The sequence below is a fragment of the Aeromonas sp. FDAARGOS 1408 genome, assembly GCF_019048665.1.
Classification (GTDB): Bacteria; Pseudomonadota; Gammaproteobacteria; order Enterobacterales; family Aeromonadaceae; genus Aeromonas; species Aeromonas dhakensis.
Window position 1 is genome coordinate 2,561,819 of record NZ_CP077394.1, and the last position, 18,018, is coordinate 2,579,836.

General features: G+C 56.4%; 13 protein-coding genes. 1 reads left to right on the top strand and 12 read right to left on the bottom strand.

Going from position 1 to position 18,018, the window contains the following annotated elements; genetic code table 11:
- Positions 1-234: 234 nt before the first annotated feature.
- Complete coding sequence (locus I6L38_RS11790; protein WP_005302810.1) at positions 235-444, bottom strand: DUF1127 domain-containing protein; 210 nt, start codon at positions 442-444, stop codon at positions 235-237.
- 504 nt (positions 445-948) lie between these two features.
- On the opposite strand from I6L38_RS11790, the gene I6L38_RS11795 reads away from it, so the two are divergent.
- Positions 949-1,842 carry a DNA replication terminus site-binding protein gene (locus tag I6L38_RS11795; RefSeq protein ID WP_216988507.1) on the top strand — a complete coding sequence of 298 codons (894 nt, stop codon included), beginning with the start codon at positions 949-951 and terminating at the stop codon, positions 1,840-1,842.
- A gap of 114 nt (positions 1,843-1,956) precedes the next feature.
- On the opposite strand, the gene I6L38_RS11800 is transcribed toward I6L38_RS11795, so the two are convergent.
- The 11 genes from I6L38_RS11800 to I6L38_RS11850 all read right to left on the bottom strand — a co-directional run bounded on the left by I6L38_RS11800 (position 1,957) and on the right by I6L38_RS11850 (position 17,987).
- Positions 1,957-5,796 carry a DEAD/DEAH box helicase gene (locus tag I6L38_RS11800; RefSeq protein WP_216988508.1) on the bottom strand — a complete coding sequence of 1,280 codons (3,840 nt, stop codon included), beginning with the start codon at positions 5,794-5,796 and terminating at the stop codon, positions 1,957-1,959.
- 224 nt (positions 5,797-6,020) lie between these two features.
- Positions 6,021-6,674 carry a YceH family protein gene (locus I6L38_RS11805; protein ID WP_042051956.1) on the bottom strand — a complete coding sequence of 218 codons (654 nt, stop codon included), beginning with the start codon at positions 6,672-6,674 and terminating at the stop codon, positions 6,021-6,023.
- A gap of 132 nt (positions 6,675-6,806) precedes the next feature.
- Positions 6,807-8,537, bottom strand: a complete 1,731-nt coding sequence (locus I6L38_RS11810; protein WP_216988509.1) for a PglL family O-oligosaccharyltransferase — start codon at positions 8,535-8,537, stop codon at positions 6,807-6,809.
- A 92-nt stretch (positions 8,538-8,629) separates the two neighbouring features.
- Positions 8,630-10,693, bottom strand: a complete 2,064-nt coding sequence (locus I6L38_RS11815) for a YjbH domain-containing protein (RefSeq protein WP_254204161.1) — start codon at positions 10,691-10,693, stop codon at positions 8,630-8,632.
- A 17-nt stretch (positions 10,694-10,710) separates the two neighbouring features.
- Positions 10,711-11,469: a capsule biosynthesis GfcC family protein gene (locus I6L38_RS11820; protein WP_080760770.1), complete on the bottom strand. Its 759-nt coding sequence runs from the start codon at positions 11,467-11,469 to the stop codon at positions 10,711-10,713.
- Positions 11,466-12,086: a YjbF family lipoprotein gene (locus I6L38_RS11825; RefSeq protein WP_216988511.1), complete on the bottom strand. Its 621-nt coding sequence runs from the start codon at positions 12,084-12,086 to the stop codon at positions 11,466-11,468. Before I6L38_RS11825 ends, I6L38_RS11820 begins: the two co-directional genes overlap by 4 nt.
- A 119-nt stretch (positions 12,087-12,205) precedes the next feature.
- Positions 12,206-12,454 (bottom strand): hypothetical protein, encoded by a 249-nt coding sequence (locus I6L38_RS11830; protein WP_076361318.1) that lies wholly within the window; start codon positions 12,452-12,454, stop codon positions 12,206-12,208.
- Positions 12,455-12,601: 147 nt separating this feature from the next.
- Complete coding sequence (locus I6L38_RS11835; protein WP_216988512.1) at positions 12,602-14,776, bottom strand: polysaccharide biosynthesis tyrosine autokinase; 2,175 nt, start codon at positions 14,774-14,776, stop codon at positions 12,602-12,604.
- A gap of 62 nt (positions 14,777-14,838) precedes the next feature.
- Positions 14,839-15,267, bottom strand: coding sequence for a protein tyrosine phosphatase (locus tag I6L38_RS11840; protein ID WP_201883782.1), 429 nt, complete (start codon positions 15,265-15,267; stop codon positions 14,839-14,841).
- A 235-nt stretch (positions 15,268-15,502) separates the two neighbouring features.
- On the bottom strand, positions 15,503-16,618 hold the full coding sequence (locus tag I6L38_RS11845) for a polysaccharide export protein (RefSeq protein WP_139126181.1): 1,116 nt from the start codon (positions 16,616-16,618) through the stop codon (positions 15,503-15,505).
- Between the two features lie 190 nt (positions 16,619-16,808).
- Positions 16,809-17,987: a glycosyltransferase family 4 protein gene (locus I6L38_RS11850; protein WP_216988513.1), complete on the bottom strand. Its 1,179-nt coding sequence runs from the start codon at positions 17,985-17,987 to the stop codon at positions 16,809-16,811.
- Between the last annotated feature and the right edge of the window lie 31 nt (positions 17,988-18,018).

Consider the following 18,018-nt stretch of genomic DNA (forward strand, 5'->3'; position numbering starts at 1 on the left):
GCTTCGGCTTAAAATCAATTTTTAAACAAATTCAAACAGTAATGTTACAAGTTTGAGCGGGAGCAGGATCGGGGCGTGGGGAACAGAGAGAGATCGGCACAGAGCCGTGAGGGAAGAAATGGGGTAAGGCGATCAGTGTGAAGCAACTGATGAACAGGGCAATCCATCAACCCGTGACGGCGGCGGTCTGCGGCCGTGGATCAGCAAAAAAACGAGGCATCCTTGCCCGGCAGATCAACCACGCCAGAACGGCTTGGTGGTCTCTTGATAACGATCGGCTTCGTTCAGACCAATGTCCTTGAGCAGGTATTCGGGCAGCTCGGAGAGCTGGCGACGGCTGCGGCTGCGTTCCAGCCAGGTCAGGACGGTCATTTTGACGCGAGCAACCAGATTCAGTTGGCTGGAATGCTGGTAACCGGCGGCGGTATAAGTCATGTTGGCCATGATATGGCTCCTCTGTAGGGTGTCTGCGCGGGTGCAAATTTGTTGCGCAAAGCTTAGTCAGGGGGTATGGCCGACTCAATTGACGAATTTTGATAGCAGACATTAGTAAAACTAATGGCTGATGTCCGCAGTGAGATAATCATAAGATACTGATTATAAAAGACTAACAAACCTTTTCTGGGCCTGATGAAAGGCTGCAGCATATTCTCCTGCATGGCTCCCTTCTAACTATGCAGTTTCCTCTGCTGGCTATGCACTCCCGTCCTTGGCAAAAAGCAGGGTCAACCGGCTGTTTACATTCAATTGTTAATGAAGAGATCTTTCGTTGATCTTCAATTAACACATTGATACACCACAGTTACCTTCCAGTGACCCATCGCCTTGCCCGCCTCTCGCTCCCACTTGGCACACATACACAGGGCTGATATGGTTATTTATACAGTACCTTTACCACCTTGCCGTTTCCCGCCCCATGGGCCGGCAAGGGCGACACAGGATATGCCGATGGAGACATTCACCCCCACCGCTGCCTTGCGCCAACAGATGGCGCGGCTCGAAGAGGCGCTGGCCAGGCTGGCGGATCAATTGACGCAGCTGGAGCTGCTGGAAGCCCACGTCTATCCCCTGCCCGCCGTCGCGCAGGGAGAGGAGCACGAGCCCATCGACACCATCACGGTGAGCTACCTCGATGGTGAAGAGGCGCTGGCCGCCACCCTGGCCGCCTATCGGGATCACAGTGCCCGCGCCGGCTGCTCCACCAAGGCCACCCATCGCCTGCCGGGCTGGCTGCGCCTGCCCACCGCCAGCGCCCCGCTGCTGCGACCGCTGATCGACGAGATCAATGAGTGCAAGCTCACCTTCAAGGCCCAGGTACAGCAGGCGGGCAGCCGGGACGAGAAGTTCGAGCTGGTGCACAGGGCGCTGCCCGGGGTCATCACCCTGCAGGTCTATCGCAAGCTGACCCTGCTGGAGGGTGACCTGCATTCGCTGGGCTTTACCTGGGCCGACAAGCAGAGCATCAACCGCCTCAGCCGCGAGCAGGTGCTGGAGATGCTGGAGCGCAGCCGCCGCTATGTCCCGGCGCTGTCGGACAACGAGGAGTGGAGCAAGATGGTGGATCAGGAGGTTTACGATATCCGCCGCCTGCCGGCGGATGCAGAGCTTCGGATCCGCCGCCCGGTCAAGACCCACCCCATGATCAACCTGCTCTGGCTGGATCGGGAGCCCCGCAAGCAGCAGATCAAGGCGAGCCTGCCTCTGCTGCTCTGCTCGGACAACCAGCCGGCCGTCACCCATCTGGGCCACTACCCGCCCAAGCTGCGCCAGGCCAGGCGGGATCGCAAGATTGGCGGCGAGCCCATCATAGAGCGGCTCCACCTCTACCTCTATCAGGGCTAAGGGGCCCTTGCCCACCAGGCACAGCCCACTCACCTCACAACCCGTATCGCCCAACAACAAGGGGGAGCATCACCAGATGCTCCCCCTTGTTTCTTGCGCCGTGTCAGCCCCTCGTCAGCTCATCAGCAGGGCCCGCAGGCTCTCCACATCCAGCCCGCGCACTTCCGACTGGCCGCTCAGCAGGCCATCGGCCAGCGCCCGCTTCTCGTCGTGCAGGGCGACAATCTTCTCCTCCACCGTCTGCTCGCACACCAGGCGATAGACGGTCACCGGCTGGGTCTGCCCCATGCGGTGGGCCCGGTCGCTCGCCTGATCCTCCACCGCCGGGTTCCACCAGGGGTCGAGGTGCAGCACGGTATCGGCCTGGGTGAGGTTGAGCCCTGTGCCCCCCGCCTTGAGACTGATGAGAAACAGCGGCACCGCTTCGTGGCGAAAGCGCAGGATGGAATCCTGCCGCGCCTTGGCCGAGCAGCCACCATCCAGATAGCAATAATCCCACTGCCGCTGCTCGATGCGGGTGCGCAGCAAGCTCAGCAGATCGACGAACTGGCTGAACACCAGCACCCGATGACCGCCGTCGATGGCCTCCTCCAGCAGCGCCATCGCCTCGTCCAGCTTGCTGCTGGCCTCGGCCCACTCCGGCATCACCAGCTGGGGCGAGCAGCAGAGCCGGCGCAGCCGGGTCAGGCCGCTCAGCACGTGCATCAGGGCGCGACCATCGGCACTTTGCACCTGCTGCACCACTTCGCGCCGGGTCGCCTCGTAGAGCTGGCGCTCCGCCGGGGAGAGGCTGATGTGGTGGATGATCTCGGTCTTGTCCGGCAGCTCGGTCAGCACCTGGTGCTTGAGCCTGCGCAGGATGAAGGGGCTGATCACCGCCCGCAGCAGCGCCATGTGCTGAGGATCCTTGACCGCCTTGCCAAAGCGGCGCTTGAACTCACCGAGGCTACCCAGCAGCCCCGGGTTGATGAAGGTGAACAGGCTCCACAGCTCCCCCAGATGGTTCTCGATGGGGGTGCCGGAGAGGGCGAGCCGAAAATCACCGTCGAGCTGGAACAGCAGCTTGGCCCGCTGGGTACCGGCGTTTTTGATCTGCTGGGCCTCATCCAGCACCATGCTGGACCAGCGCCGCGACTTGAGCGCCTCCGCCAGGCTGCCGAGCATGCCGTAGTTGAGCAGGATGATCTGCCCCGCCCTCGCCTCGCGCACCATCCCCTCCCGCTCGGCGGGGTTGTCGAACACCACCACCTCCAGCTCGGGGGCGAAGCGGGCCACCTCCTCCTGCCAGTTGGTGACCACTGACTTGGGGACCACCACCAGGGCCGGCCCCAGATGCTGGCGCATGCGCAGCACGATGAGGGCCTGCAATGTCTTGCCCAGCCCCATGTCATCGGCCAGACAGGCACCGAAACCGTGATGGGCCAGGGTCGCCAGCCAGCGCACCCCCTCCTTCTGATAGTCCCGCAGCGGCCCCATCAACTCATCCGGGCACGCCACCTCCTGTTGCCACTCCTGCTGGAGGTTCTGCCAGGCGGCATCCCCCTCAGTGGTGATGACGGAGAGCAGCCGGGTGAGCGGATAGGCCAGCTTGTTGTTGATGCGCTGCTCGTCATCCAGCATGGCCCCCAGCATGGTGAGCCGCTCCACCAGCTTGTCGCTCAGCATCAGGCTGGTCTTCTCGTCGAGCTGGACGGTGCGCTGGCCCGGTGTCAGCTGGCGAAGGATCAAGCGTAAATCGAGGATCTGGTGCTCATCGAGGGAGAGGGCCCCCTCCACCTGGAACCAGTCCTGACGCCGCTCGATGCGCAGGCTCAGCGCCGCCTCATCGAGGCTCTTCAAACGCGCGCTGTCCTGATGCCAGTGAATGACCACGCCGGCATCCACCAGCTCCGGCAAGGCGTTGACCAGCGCCAGTGCCTGCTCCCCTTCGAGCCGCCATTCGCTGCCCGGCAGCTCGATGGGCAGCTGGTTGCGCAGCAGCTGGGCCTCGCCCCGCTCGGCCGCCAGATCCCGCTGCCAGTAGTGATCATCCTTGATCCCCTGGCGCACGATGGCCTCTCCCTTGCCAAGGGGCAGCGGCGGCAGCTCCTCGAACCGGGTTACCAACCTGACCGCCAGCTGGCCATCCTGCCAGTCGAGCTGCACCGAGGCCACACCGGGCCAGGGCGCTAGCTCGGCGTTGCCATGCAGCCCCGCCACCTGGCTGTGCCAAGGCAGATCCGGGATGGCATCCAGGGTGCGTTGCAGCTCCGCCAGCCCCTCGGCCGGCAGGTCGGGAATGGCCTCCAGCGCCGGCAGGCGATCCTGCAGGGCCTGGGGGGTGAGAATGAGCTGCCACAGATCCTGCGCCAGCGGCAGTATATGCGCCCCTCGTGCGGCTGCAGCCGGGCTCAACACTGCCCCCATGCCCTGCTCGGTGGCCACGATCTGCAGCAGTGGCGCCGTGATGGCGAGCTGCAGCTTCTGCCCTCTTGCATTGAACAAACGGGAATGGTTGGCCAGCGGCGCCCACACCTCGCGCGGCAGCCGCCCCATGTTGCGCGGCAGGGTACGCACCAGCGCCCAATCCTCTTCGTCGAGCAGGGCGGCGTACTGGGTGGAGAGCAGGGCGGGATCGACCCGGCGACCGGCGGTCCACTCCCCCTTGGTACTCTGTTTCTGGATCTTGCACTCGAGCTCGGGCCCTTCGGCGTGAAGCAGCCAGACCAGCCGCTCCTGCGGTTTGCGCACACCGCTGGAGCGGCCCAGCCCCTGCAGCCAATTGAGCCAGCTGGCCGAGGCGGGAGCCTTCTCCTCATCCTCAGGCGCACTCCCCTGCTCATCCTGCCCGGCGGCCCGCAACTGCTGCAGCGGGGCGCGTTCTGCCCCCTGCCCCAGCAGCAGGCGCAGCAGATCCTGGCAGAAGGCCATCAAGCGGTGACAGGGCGCGGCCTCCAGCACGTGGGAGAGATCCCACTTGTGCAGGATGGCCACCTGAGGACTCTGCTCGCCGTGCCGGGCCAGCGCACAGAGATCGAGCCAGAGGTAACCCCAATGGAGCTCCTCCAGGGGCAGTTGCAGGGTGTCGAACAGCCCGACCGCCTGGCCGTGGCGCTCCCCTGCCCACTGTCCCAGCAGATCGGCCAGCAGGGGGAACTGATTGGCCAAAGTGCGCAGCCACTTCTTGCGCTGCTCGCTGGCCAGCACGGGATCCGCCTGCTGCAACCAGCCCAGCCAGAGCAGGGCACTGAAGGTGGCAGGCCACTGACCCGCGCCCGTCGCGCCCGCTGACGCCTGCCAGGCACCCAGCGCAGCCAGCAGGCGCTCGGCCAGCGGCTGCTCGTCTTCCTGCTCCGCCAACTGCTGCAGGGCGGGCCAGTGAGTGGTCGCTTCCCCGCTCGGCTCGCCGCAGAGCCATTGCCACTCGGCGGCAAAGCCCTCGGTCAAACTTGCCAGTTCGGGCGCACAGTGCTGGGCAAGCGGGGTGAGCGGCCACTGCGGATGAGGCTCGGCATCGAGCAGGGTCTGCAGGGCGAAGTGCTGCATCAGCAACCGCTGCCACTGCGGGCTCGAGCCTGCCAGCAGCAGCTGGGCGTCGGGCAGATCGAGCAGACTCAGCAGGTCGGACGCCAGATAGTAAGCGGGTACTTGCCCAGCCTCCCCCAGACAGAGCTCGCGCACCAGCGCCTGGGCCATCTCCTGACCGGTGACCGATGGTACCCGCGCCCAGTTCGGCATGGTGCAGTCGCCGCGGCGCACCGCCAGGATGAGTGCCAGCGTCCCCTCCGCCGTCAGGCTCCACTGCTGCTCCCCGCGCTGGCGAACCAGCCCCTGCTGCTGCATCTGACCGAGCCGATCCGGCAGGGCCTGTCCAGATGGCAGCTGTTCTTGCAAATAACGGGTACTGGCGGTGCGCTGCAACTGCAGCTCGCCAAGCAGGGCATAACAATCTGAGGAGAGTGTGGACGCAGACATCGAGACTCACGGGCCGGTGCAAAAGCGGAATTTTAACGGGAAAGCGACTGCGGCTCGACCCTTAAGCGCGAAATAACGCAAAAAAGCTGGCGCCTGCAGGTCGCAGCCGACCACGACGACGGGACGCAGACAACCCGTCATTGCCGCCCCCGCGGCCCTGACGGGGAAACGCAGCCATAAAAAAAGGCGCCGTAGCGCCTCTTGGAAAAGATCCTGTTCTGACGTCAGCCTTCCAGCCGGGCCAGACGCTCGGCCAGCGCCTGCAGCTGCGCCTTGAGGCTCTCGACCTCCTCTTCCAGCGCGCTCAACCGGTCCGCCGCCGGCGATGCATAGTTGCCGGCGGGGGCCGCCTCGGCCAGCGCCTGCAGATCCACCTCGCCGCTGAACAGGTGGGCATAACGGGACTCCCGCTTGCCCGGCTCGCGCGGCAGCTTGACCACATAGGGGCCACGCTCGATGAGGGTCGCCAGCACCGCATCCACCTCGGTCACGTCATCGAAGCTGCACAGCCGGTTGGTGCGTGAGCGCAGTTCACCCGGTGTCTGCGGGCCGCGCAGCAGCAGCTCGCAGATAATGCCGAGCTCCTGGGCGGTGAACTTCAGCTCGCCAAATTCGGTGTTGCAGAAGCGGTGTTGGTAACGAGGCACCCGGGCGTTGAAACCGGCGGTATTGACCACCAGCCGCTTGCGGATCAGCTCATCCACCACGGCCCGGATGTCGAGCTCTGACAGCTCCAGCACCGGCTCGCGGTTGCTCTTCTGGTTGCAGGCGTTGACCAGCGCATTGAGAGAGAGGGGGTATTGATCCGGGGTGCAGATCTCTTTTTCGATCAGACAGCCGATCACGCGGGCCTCCAACGGGCCAAGCACTAACTCCATTTCATACTCCCTACTAAGCAAGACGTTGAGGCCACTATCTTAGCCATGGCGCCTCTGCCGTCCAGCAGTGGCCACCATTTTTGCGAGGCGATGGGGCAGTTGATGAAACATCGCGCAATCGCCCCGCCACCGTCAAGAGGATGGCTTGCGCTCCAGCGCCGTGGCCACGGATTTGGCGGCAGTGCCGGTCAGCAAGGGATCTGCCGGATAGAGTGCCAGCGCTTCGCTGCGCAGGGCCCGCGCCTCCTCTTTGCGTCCCAGCGCATCCAGCGCGATCACCATGTTGGCGTAGATATTGGCCCTCGGCGTGTGGCGCACAAAGGCTTGCCCCCAGTCGAGATAGGCCTCCAGCTCCGCCTTGTTGTTGCTCTGCAGACCCACCGCCAGCCGCACCGAGTTGACGTCAAACTCCACCCGGGTCAACCAGGCCATGGGATTGATGACATCGAGCAGCAGGGTCGGCTCCTTGTAGCCGCCGCGCTCGTACTTGGTCACCACCCAGGCGGTGTGCAACGCCGTCAACATGAAGGGCACCACCCACAGGGGGATGGCAATGGCGGTAAAACGCAATAACAGCCAGGGGCGGTAGACATGCTCGCGCCAGCTGGCTCGTCCTGCCTCAAGCAGCCCCTCCTCCACTTCCGCGTCCAGCACGTACACCAACATCAGCAAGGCCCACCAGAGCGCGATGGCGTGGTAGAGCGGGTATTCGGTCTGGGTATGCAGCAGGATCGGGGTCACCAGCGCCAGCAGGGCTGTGCCCTTGCGCCAGCCGGCCCGGCTCGCCCGCCACAGCAGGGCAACGCCCATCAACACCATACCCAGCATGGGGGCTATCCCCCCCTCTACCGCCCAGTAGAGGAACTCGTTATGGGGGTGATCGAGGTTGTATTCAATCTGCACCATGGCCGGGTTCAGCGCCTTGTCGGCCATGTAGTGATGGAGGAAGGTGGTTTCAAAGCTGCCATAGCCCCAGCCCACCCAGGGAGACTGGGCAATCAGCTTGGCGGCATAAGGCCAGTAGATGGAGCGCATGCCGCCGGATTGATAGGCCTCCAGCCCACGCCTGAGGCCGTCAATCCAGTATTGGGAGGCAACCCCCAGCAAGATGCCGAGCGCGACCAGCGCCAGCACCCTGGCCAGCAGACGATGACGACGCAGCTCGGGCACCAGCAGGAGCAGCGCCAGCAAGCCCCCCAACTGCCCCACCCGGGATTGCAGCACCACCAACAGCAGGCTGGCAGCCAGGATCACCCCGTAGCGCAACCCACGCAGCCAGACATGAGGATTGCCGCGCAGCTCCAGCCAACTGGCCAGCGCAAGCCCGGTCGCCATGAAACTGGCCATCACATTGGGTTGTTGAAAGATGCCGTAGGGGCGGTTGACGTGGGTGTCATAGCCGATCCAGTTGCCCGGCACCAGCAGGTAGTACTGCACCAGGCCGAGCAGCGCCTCGATGGCCACCGCCCCCAGCAGCAGATAGAGCAGCCGGTCACGGGATGCCCGCGCCAGTTGCCATTGATAGAGACAGAACAGAAACAGCAAACCGGCGAACAGCCCCAGCAAACGGGGAATGGCGTAGTCTTTCAGTTCAAAGCCGGGATAGGCCATGGGCAGCAGCAGCAACAATCCCCCGAGCCAGAGCCAGCCCTGCAACGAGGAGAACACTAGCCGCTGCTGCAAGGTCACCCGCCACAGCCCCAACCCGATGACCAGACTGGCGAAGATCCAGCCCCAGGCGTTGAACGGCAGATAGAGCCCAGCCCCACCGGGGTTGTGCATGAAAAAATGCATGCCCAGCAGCCAGTACAAGACGAATAACCCACAACAAGTTCTCTGGGTCAGATCAGGAAAGCGCACCATGAAACCTCTTCCATGCACCAAAGCAAAAAAAGCCGCGATAGCAGAACACTATCACGGCTTGTTGTCTTTACGAATGAGGGCAATAGCCTTTGTTACAGCGGCAAACGCTCCGTCAGATCATAGAGCGATTGACTACGATTGAGCATCTGGCCTCCATCCCTTGTCAGCGGAACCCAACCAATGGTGCCCTTGGATGTAGTCGGACGAATCAGCATCAGATCGAAAGGTATGGTCACATAGATACCTTTGGTAAAGCTGCCCTCACCATATTCATCTGCCGACACATCTGTCAGAGTTGCATAGGCCCCCATGACAATGCCTGAGTCGAATCGCTTCGAAAAATCGAATGTCGCGCCGACATCTCCAGCCAGGTAGCGACCAACAGCAACCTTCGCGGTGACACCTTCCAAGAAAGGCAATTGCCAATAGCCAGTCACATGACCGGTAACCACATCGTAGTCGGCCATCTTGAGGGTATTATTCCAGTCTCGTTGTTTCACCCAGTTGCCGTCTACCCCTAATGCCCATGACTGCCCGAAAGGCCGATACAATAGCTCACCGCCAGCACCGGCATACATCATCTCAAGGTACCCGCCATAAACCTGGCCATACCAATCCTGGCTGAATTGATCCAGATGAGTCAGCTGCAGGTTATTCAACAAAATATTGGATGAATCGACATACTCTCGGATCCACGTTCTGACACGGGGCAACTTGTCCGCATCTGCCGGAGGAGTCTTGTAGTTAAACTCATCAAAGTTATTGGCCACGTTGAAAAACAGTGTGCCTTGCAGCCAGTTCTTATCGGAAAGACGTAGCTCACTGTTGGCATTGACGCCGACTTGATACATGTAAAATGACTCGGGTCCACCAAAAGACTGGGTCAGGCTTGGGTCAAATGAATAAGAAAAACGCTCGGCATCAGACTGATAACGTACATCTCCCATCAGTGGTTCCGGTGCTTGCTTATGGCTTTTGACCGACTTCTCATCCCCCAAAATCGGAGGCATATTGGCCTCTCGCACGGAGTCGAGGTCAATTACTGTCTCTTGCAGTGTAAGATTGCGCTGACGTTCAATTACTTTCAACTCCGTCACTGAAGCAGGTAATTGATTGGCCGCAATCACTGCCGTACGTTCAAGCGTTTCTTGAGGGTCTCTGTATTTATATTGTTGACCTGACAGAGACACAGTGTTTTGATGCTGAGTGATTGTGGACTCTTGCCAACCCGCATTTCGGTCAAATTGATCCGCCATTGCAGCCCAGTCGACGGCAGTATCCTCAGCTGGCACCCTGTTTTCCATATAGACAGGACGAGGCTCATCCAAATGGTTCTGCCGCAAATCATTGAAGTTGGTCCGCAATGTCACCCCCCACATCAGAGTATTTCCTCTCTGATAGCTAAGATGAGTATCCATATAATCGAATACACGATAGACCACACCAACATTGATCGGAGATGACTGAGTTACCTTTCCCGAAAACTCATTACTATAGTCGTTACCATCATATTCAAGTTTCAGTCTCAGTGGCTGCCATGGCGTTTGGTATTCCACCCCACCAAACAGAGCCGAGTTTCCATGAAACATATTCCCTGTTTCAAATTTACCACCCCCACCGGAATAAGAACCATCACGCCCACACCAGTCGTCTTTCCAACGGCAGAATGGGTTGGTGATATTTCCACTTTCGCCCATATTGCCCCACCCCATTCCTAGAGTGAAGTCGAAAGGGCCGTAACGTTTACTGGCAACAACATACTCACTGTCAAATAGCCCGGTCCCCATCAAGTCTCGAAATCCGAGTGATACTGTGGGTAGCCAGGTAGATTCTTGCATCAAACGAAACTTGAAATCGATGCCTTTATCTTTGTAAGTTTGATCACCACTAAAACCAGGTGAAGAACTATATAGTCTGGTTCTTACATCAGTATAACGCAGGGTTGCTTCAAACCATTCAAAAGGCTGTACAGAAACAGTCCAACGACGATATTGTTCATTGTCAAAATAGTTGGCGCTGAACTCACCCTCTTTTGCCATTCTGGCAGTAGGCATTTGCAGCAGGCCAACGCCCCCAAAATCACTTTGTGAGGGGCCCAGTGGCTCAAAGATATCCGCATTGGCGTTGGCTGCATGACATACCAACAGGGCAATCAAGGAAACTCTTGGGTACATCATTTTGGCATCCGGTTAGCAAACAATGTCAGAATTCGTTCATTCAAGTTTTGATACTGCTTGGGAAGTACGTCAGGCGAGAATCCCACGAAAAGTGTTGCCCCCGGCATCGCTTCAACATGTCGTTCATTCCAAATCGCAACAGGAAACCAATCATATTTTCCACTGGGGGATACAAGATATACCCCGGCAGGATCTCCCCCTTCCAATATATCTTTTCTTTTCCAATACTCACGTAATCCAGCTCCGGGCAGGAGAGGAACGTCACCGATTTGTTTTACCAAACCGGCAATCTGTACCTCAGGATGACGAGGAGCAAGATACAACTGATAATGGCCTTTCAATATAGGAGCATCAACACCAGAACGCGCTTGATTTACATCAGGGTCTACAGACACATCAAAACGGCCAGTTAACTCAAGCTGCTGCAATTGCTGCAACAATTGCAGAGTAGAAGATGCCAGCGATGGCTCTCCCATGTCAGACCACATTTTGGATAATACGGTCAAGTCAGCCAATAATACTTGACGCTGATGCTCGAGCTCTTGCTGACGTACCGGCGTTGATATTTGTCCGACCGGCCAATAAGGGTTATATGACAAGATAGCAGGATCACTCAGCGCACTGCTTAGCGTTATCTGCTTGGCATAATGAAGGTCTTTTACTGGCTGACCTTTCCACCATATGGATATAGTCGCATCAGCCCACGCAGGGTTAGTTGCTAAAATAGAGATAAGAAATATATTTATAATTTTCATGATGAGTAGGGCTTGAGAAAAGTCATTTCAATGACAGGAAGGGAAGGGCCTAATTGTTGCTTGAGTTTGCGAACTTGGCCGGAATGCTCATCAATCCAAAAATAATTGTTCCATTGCTCCTCACTGGGAGATGCAGTAACAGACTCTTCAATAATAGTTGTTGTATATGGTTTATCCATCACTTCTAACACTTCATTACCAACGCGGCGGTAATGGGCACTCAAAGGATAACCACTGGTATATTTTTGTGACCACTCGGCCACACTGTACCACACCATGGATGGCAGTTTATCCAGACGTACAATTCTTAAGGGATCTTGGTCTAGATATCCGAGATAACGTAAATCATTCGGCAAGCCAATTGTTTTGACCAAGCGGCCATGTTCTGTGATGAACATCACCCCATCAGCACTCATCCATGACAAGCGCTCGCCATTGACATAAGCCAATACAACCAAAGCTTGTGGCAGATCGCCGACTTTGATGTAGGCGCTTGCATAAGGAAGCTGTCTGAGTTGCGTAGACGTCAGCACAATCTCATTTTCTTTATGAAAGACATAACCCAGGGTTTCTATTGTCTGATTCGTTGAGGTACTACAACCAGTCAGCAACAACATGCCCGCCCAGGCTAGTACTCGTGGGGGCAGAAAAGAACGGTACGATATCACGCGCGAATAACCATCCATGAAAAGAGAATAAAAGATAAGGCTGCTCGGTTAGAGCAGCCTTATTGGACTTATTTGGTCGAAGTGGTTGTGCTGGTGTTGTTGTTGCGGCTATTGGATTCAGATACAGCTACAGCGGTTACCAGTGCGGCAGCCGCACCGACAGCAACAGCAGTAGTGGTGACACCTGCAGCCGCTGCGGCTGCACCAGTACCGGCAGCACCACCGGCAGCACCCTCTACAACTACAGCTTCCTCTGCAGCCATCACATTAGCGGAAACAGCCAGCAAAGCAGCCAGAGCAAATGCAGTCTTCTTCATACTATCTTCCTTTTTGTTGATACATCTAAACCTTATCACTGAGACATCAATTTTCTCAGACACCCGTAGTATTACCCAAACGAAACATCAATTAAACCACGATTACTGTGCGGTGTCTCTTAAGACCCAGATGTGCTCCAAGAAAAGTCAGGCTTTCGTCTTGTCGCCATAACTGTATTGATAATACCCATAATTTCCATAGTAACTGCTCGCTTTCTTCTCGACGGCATTGAGCAATATACCCTTGATCGAGACACCATTTTGCTCAAAACGACGAATAGCCACTTCCACCTCTTTGACCGCCGTCTTGGCGAAGCGGGCAACCAGCAAAGATGCCCCGACATGCTGGCCAACAATGGCGGCATCGGTGACCGCCAGGATGGGAGGGGAGTCAACGATGACAAAATCGTAGTGCTCGCTCGCCCAATCCAGCAGCGCTTTGAAACGCGGATGCATCAGCAGTTCTGAAGGATTTGGTGGTACAGCGCCACGGCAGACAAAATCAAGGCCGTCAAACCCGGTCTGACTCACTACCTGCGTCAAATCGGTCTGACCCGCCAGATAGGAGCTCAAGCCAGTCCCCATCTCCTGGCCCATCACCTTCTGCATATAGCCTTTGCGCAAGTCGGCATCGATAACCAGCACCTTCTTGCCGCCCAGAGCCAACGTGGCAGCAAAGTTGGTGGATACGAAGGTTTTGCCAAGACCCGGGCCGGGGCCCGAGATCATCACTATGTTGTTTTTGGCTTCCATCATGGCGAAGTGGAGGCTGGTTCGCAGGCTACGTAGCGACTCCATAGCCAAGTCAGCAGGGTTACGTGCGGCCAATAGCGCTTCATTAAGCGGCATAGCATGACGACGTTTTTTCTGTTGCTGCTCGATCGTGGCCTGCTCGCTGGAATAGGGAATAGTGGCATAAACAGAAAGCCCCATCTCCTCCAGCTGCTCCGGACTCTCCACGCCTCGGTGGAAGGCGGCACGCACCAGGATCAACCCCACTGACAACATGCCACCCAGCAGGGTCGCCAGTACCACAATCAGCGGTTTCTTCGGCTTGACGGCGCGGGTTTCAACGGCGGCATCATCGATGATCCGCACATTGCCGATGGTACCCGCCTTCATGATATTGAGCTCCTGCTGCTTGTTGAGCAGCTGGACGAAGATCTCCTGACCGACCTGCACATCACGGGTCAGACGCAAAATCTCCTGCTGGGTTTTTGGCAGGCGCTTGATCGACTTGTTGATCGCATTTTTGGTATTCATCAAAGTCTGGCGCTTTTCCATCAGAGCGATGTAAGCGGGGTGCTGGCGAGTATAGAGCTGCTGCAATTCGGCCTCCCGGAAAGTCAACTCATTGAGCTGCTTCTCGAGACCCACCATGGTATCCAGTGCGGCCTTGGCTTCCAGCGACAGATCGACCGACTCATTCTGCTGACGATACAGATTCAATTGCTCTTCAGAACGATTCAGATCCTCTTTGACCTGAGGCAGATGCGTTTGCAAAAAATCCAAGCTCTTTTGAGCCTCTTCGGTCTTGCGCACCACATTCTGTTGCAGATAGTTCTGGCTGATGTTGTCAAGTACGGCACGAATGCGCCCCTTGTCTTCCCCTTCCAACGTCAGCGAGATGATCCCGGTATTCTTGCCCTTCTCACTGACCTGAAGCCCACTCTGCAACTCAGCAATCACATCCAGTACTGGCTGCTTGACCAGCGTGAAGGTCTGTCCCTCATCAGCAGCCACATCGGACAACAGCAAGGTAACATCATCTTTCTCAAGCAGCTCTCCAACCCGCCCTTCCAGCACCCGCCCCTCAACCTCGAGGGTAAAGCGCTTATCTTCGTTCATAGTCAGCGTAAGCGGCGTTCCCAGCAATTCAGGTGCCACCTCAAAGCGGCTCACTGCCATCTTGGGATAGGGATGCCCCATCAGCCGTGACAGACCACGGCCAACCAGCGGGAAGAAATTGGGTGTCACTACGGTATCGAGGTGAAGCTCTTGCACTGTACGGCCAAGCACCATACGAGAAGTCAGCAGCTCAATCTCGGCAGCGGCATCAGGCTGTTCACCGCCCAATACATCAGCCATATCTCCGAGCAGCGCCGCGCCACTGGCTTTTTTCTCAACCTGCAGCAAGGCGTTTGCCTTGAAGACCGGGGTCGCCAACAGAGCGTATGCAACGCCAAGAACCATAAACAGAGCGGTGATCGTCACAATCCACCAACGGCCATCGATCAGGTAACCCAGCAGGCGCCCCAGATCGATCTCGTCATTCTCCACCGCGGCACTGCTCTGCCGGGACAAAACAGAAGAAGTCGTCATTAAACACAATCCATTTTTATAGTCAGATACAACCCAAACACCACCAGACGCTGCGGATGTCGTTACAGTTTTTTCGCCCACCCATCGGCGCTACGCACCAACAGCTGGTAAACATGTTCGTAAGCTTCCCGACTCAGACGATAGGGATCGGGCACTTCACTCTCCCCCTGCCAGTGGCCAAACAGCATGGTTTTGCCACGAGCCCCCGGGTCGATGGACGTGACGGCAGAGATATGCCCTTTCTCCATCACCAGGATCAGATCGGCATCCTGACAGAGATCGCGGGTCAGTTGGCGCGCCGCGTGTCCCTCAAGGGAGAGACCATGCTGCTGTGCCACCTCGCTCGCGACCTTGTCGGCCGGCTTGTCAACCAGGGCACTGACCCCGGCAGAACTGACCTGGCGGCCGGGCAAATGCTCGCGAAGCAGTCGTTCACCGGTTGGGGAGCGGCAAATATTGCCCACACACACCACAAGAATTTTTTCAAACATATCGCTGTCGCTCTTTAAAAATAAAATCTGCAGCCACCGCCCCTCACTACGTGCATCTTCCTGAAGCAAGGCGGATAGAGGGCATACTCCCCTACCCTATCCTCCACGTTTGTCACCATATCAAGGCAACAAACAACCGGAGATAAGGGAGGCATCAGCCCCCCTCAATGCCGTCTCCCTGAAGGAGTGCGGCTACACGTCAATCAAGCGGGAGAGGTTAAGCAAAATCACGGTCTTACCAGTTGCGAACCCGCAGCATGCCTTCGGTCAGCTCGTTAAAGCCGTTGATGGAGGGCACCAGCTGACTCAACACGCGATTCCAGCGCGTCACCGGCGCCGTGGTGACATAGACCACGTCGTAAGGTTGCAATGCAAACTCGGTCCCCATCACCAGCGCGGTGGCATCACTCAGGTCGAGCTGATAAATGGCGGCTTTCTCTTGGGCTTTCGCGGCGGGGCGCAATACGAAGATGCCGGTCGCATTGGCGGCATTCTGGTTAAGGCCTTCGGCACTGCTCAGTGCTTCGGTCAGGCTCATCCCCTCACGGCCAATGGTCAGGGTCGATGCTTTGTTGACCTCACCCATCACAAAAACTTTCTGGGCATCGTTGCGCGGCACGTAAAGCATGTCGCCGTCACGCATCAACTGATTGTGAGAGAGATCCCCATACTGCAGCAGATCCTGCATGGAAAGCGGGAACTCCTTGCCCTGGCGGGTCAACACCACATGGTGCCAATCCGCGGTCGGGGTCAGCCCGCCAGCCAGATTGAAGGCATCGAGCAGGGTCATCGGCACATTGGTGATGGGCTGTGCGCCCGGCTTGGTCACCTCACCGGAGATATAAACCTTCTGGGAGCGGAAAGCAGCAATGCTCACATCCACCTGCGGGCTCTCGATAAACTGGGCCAAGCGCTTGGCGATATCGGTACGGATCTGTGCGACAGTTTTACCCACCACGTCCACCTTGCCGATATAGGGGTAGAAGATGGTGCCATCGGCATGCACCCAGTTGCCCGCTTCGCTGGCACTGCGGTAAGAACCGGCCGGGATGGTCAACTCGGGGTGATCCCACACAGTGACATTGAGGATGTCACCCACACCAATCCGGTACTCGTAACGGCTGATCTCGCTATTGAGCTCGGGGTTGGCCTTGCCCACCACCGGCGCCTTGCGCAGTTGGCTGATCAACGCCGGTGTTACCGGATAGACATCTGCCAGCTGATCAACATCAACAGAACCTGTAGCCACCTCGGTTTTGCCACTGGTGGAAAGATTGGTACCGGGCACCACAGTGCATGCACTGAGCAGGGCCACGGCCGACAACAGAGGAATGAGCTGAATCCTTTTCACTACCACACCTTATTAAGCTTGCCATCAAGAACTGAACGGAAAAATCGCCGTATGATAGCGGATTTTATAAAAACTAGAGAGCATTTTCTCTAAAATTAAACTCTTTAAGTCACATCAAATACATATATGCTAAGCTTCGATGCAAACAGCTAAAGCAGTATGAGTAATATAAAAGCAGGCGCAGTCCTACCTAACTCAATATGCTATCAATTCGACTATCTACTTTTCTTTTTATAGTTACCCCACTGACACTCAAATTATATCTAGATAGCATGTCAATATATTTTTTTATCACGACTCGCTCATCAAATTTTTGAAGCACTAGATTTCTTCCTGCCACCCCCATATCAACGCGCTCTTGTGTTGATTGGTTAATAATCAGCTCCATTGCTGCGGCAAGTGAATCCCGATTTTTGACTTTGCATAAGAATCCGGTCTTGCCATTAATAACAACATCTTTGCAGCCAGGGGCATCAGAAACGATAAGCGGTTTGGCCATCGCAGCAGCTTCTAACATCGTTCTCGGAATACCCTCTCGATAAGATGGCAACACCACACAATCAACATTGGCAATAACAGTTCTTACGTCATCTGTTGTTCCCAAATACTCAACGATCCCTTCTGACTCCCATATGCCTATTTGTTCACGACTGATAAGACTGGGGTTAGGAACATCGCAGGAACCAAGCAATTGAAAATGTGTCTTTGGATATTTACTTTTAATCACTCTCGCAGCTTCAATATATTCTCCGATCCCTTTATCCCACAACATTCTTGCAATCAGCAAAAATGTTGTGGGATTGTTACCAGACGAGGAGGGTATGGGTGAAAAATGTGATACATTTACACCTTCGCCATGCAGTAGTTTAGCTTTATTTTCATTAACCAAGCTATACGCTAAAAATGCTTGACGATCATCTTCATTTAAAAACCATACTTCTTTAGGGTAACGAAATGCCATTTTATAGAGCTGCCGTGCAATTTTGGCAATAAAATTGTCATTGACAAATGTATACCCTAAGCCAGTTGTAATCGCCAACGATGGAATACCGGCTATTTTAGCAGCCAAAGAACCATAAATATTTGGTTTGATTGTATAATGAATAATAAAATCTGGATTTAGCTTACGATAGTAACGATACAATAAAGTCACTAACTTTATATCATCGAAAGGATTCACACCTTTGGCAGACATGGGCAGATCAATAACATCACAGCCCATGTCTTTAAGCTTACCGGAAAATTTATCATTAGGGGCGACTACCGATATATGATACCCATCACTGAGTAGTCGATTTAATAAACCATGGCGAAAATTAAAAACAGACCATGCGGTATTGGCCACGATGACTATATGATTTTTATTCACAGATACCTCTGAAAATCTAGATTTGGCGTCA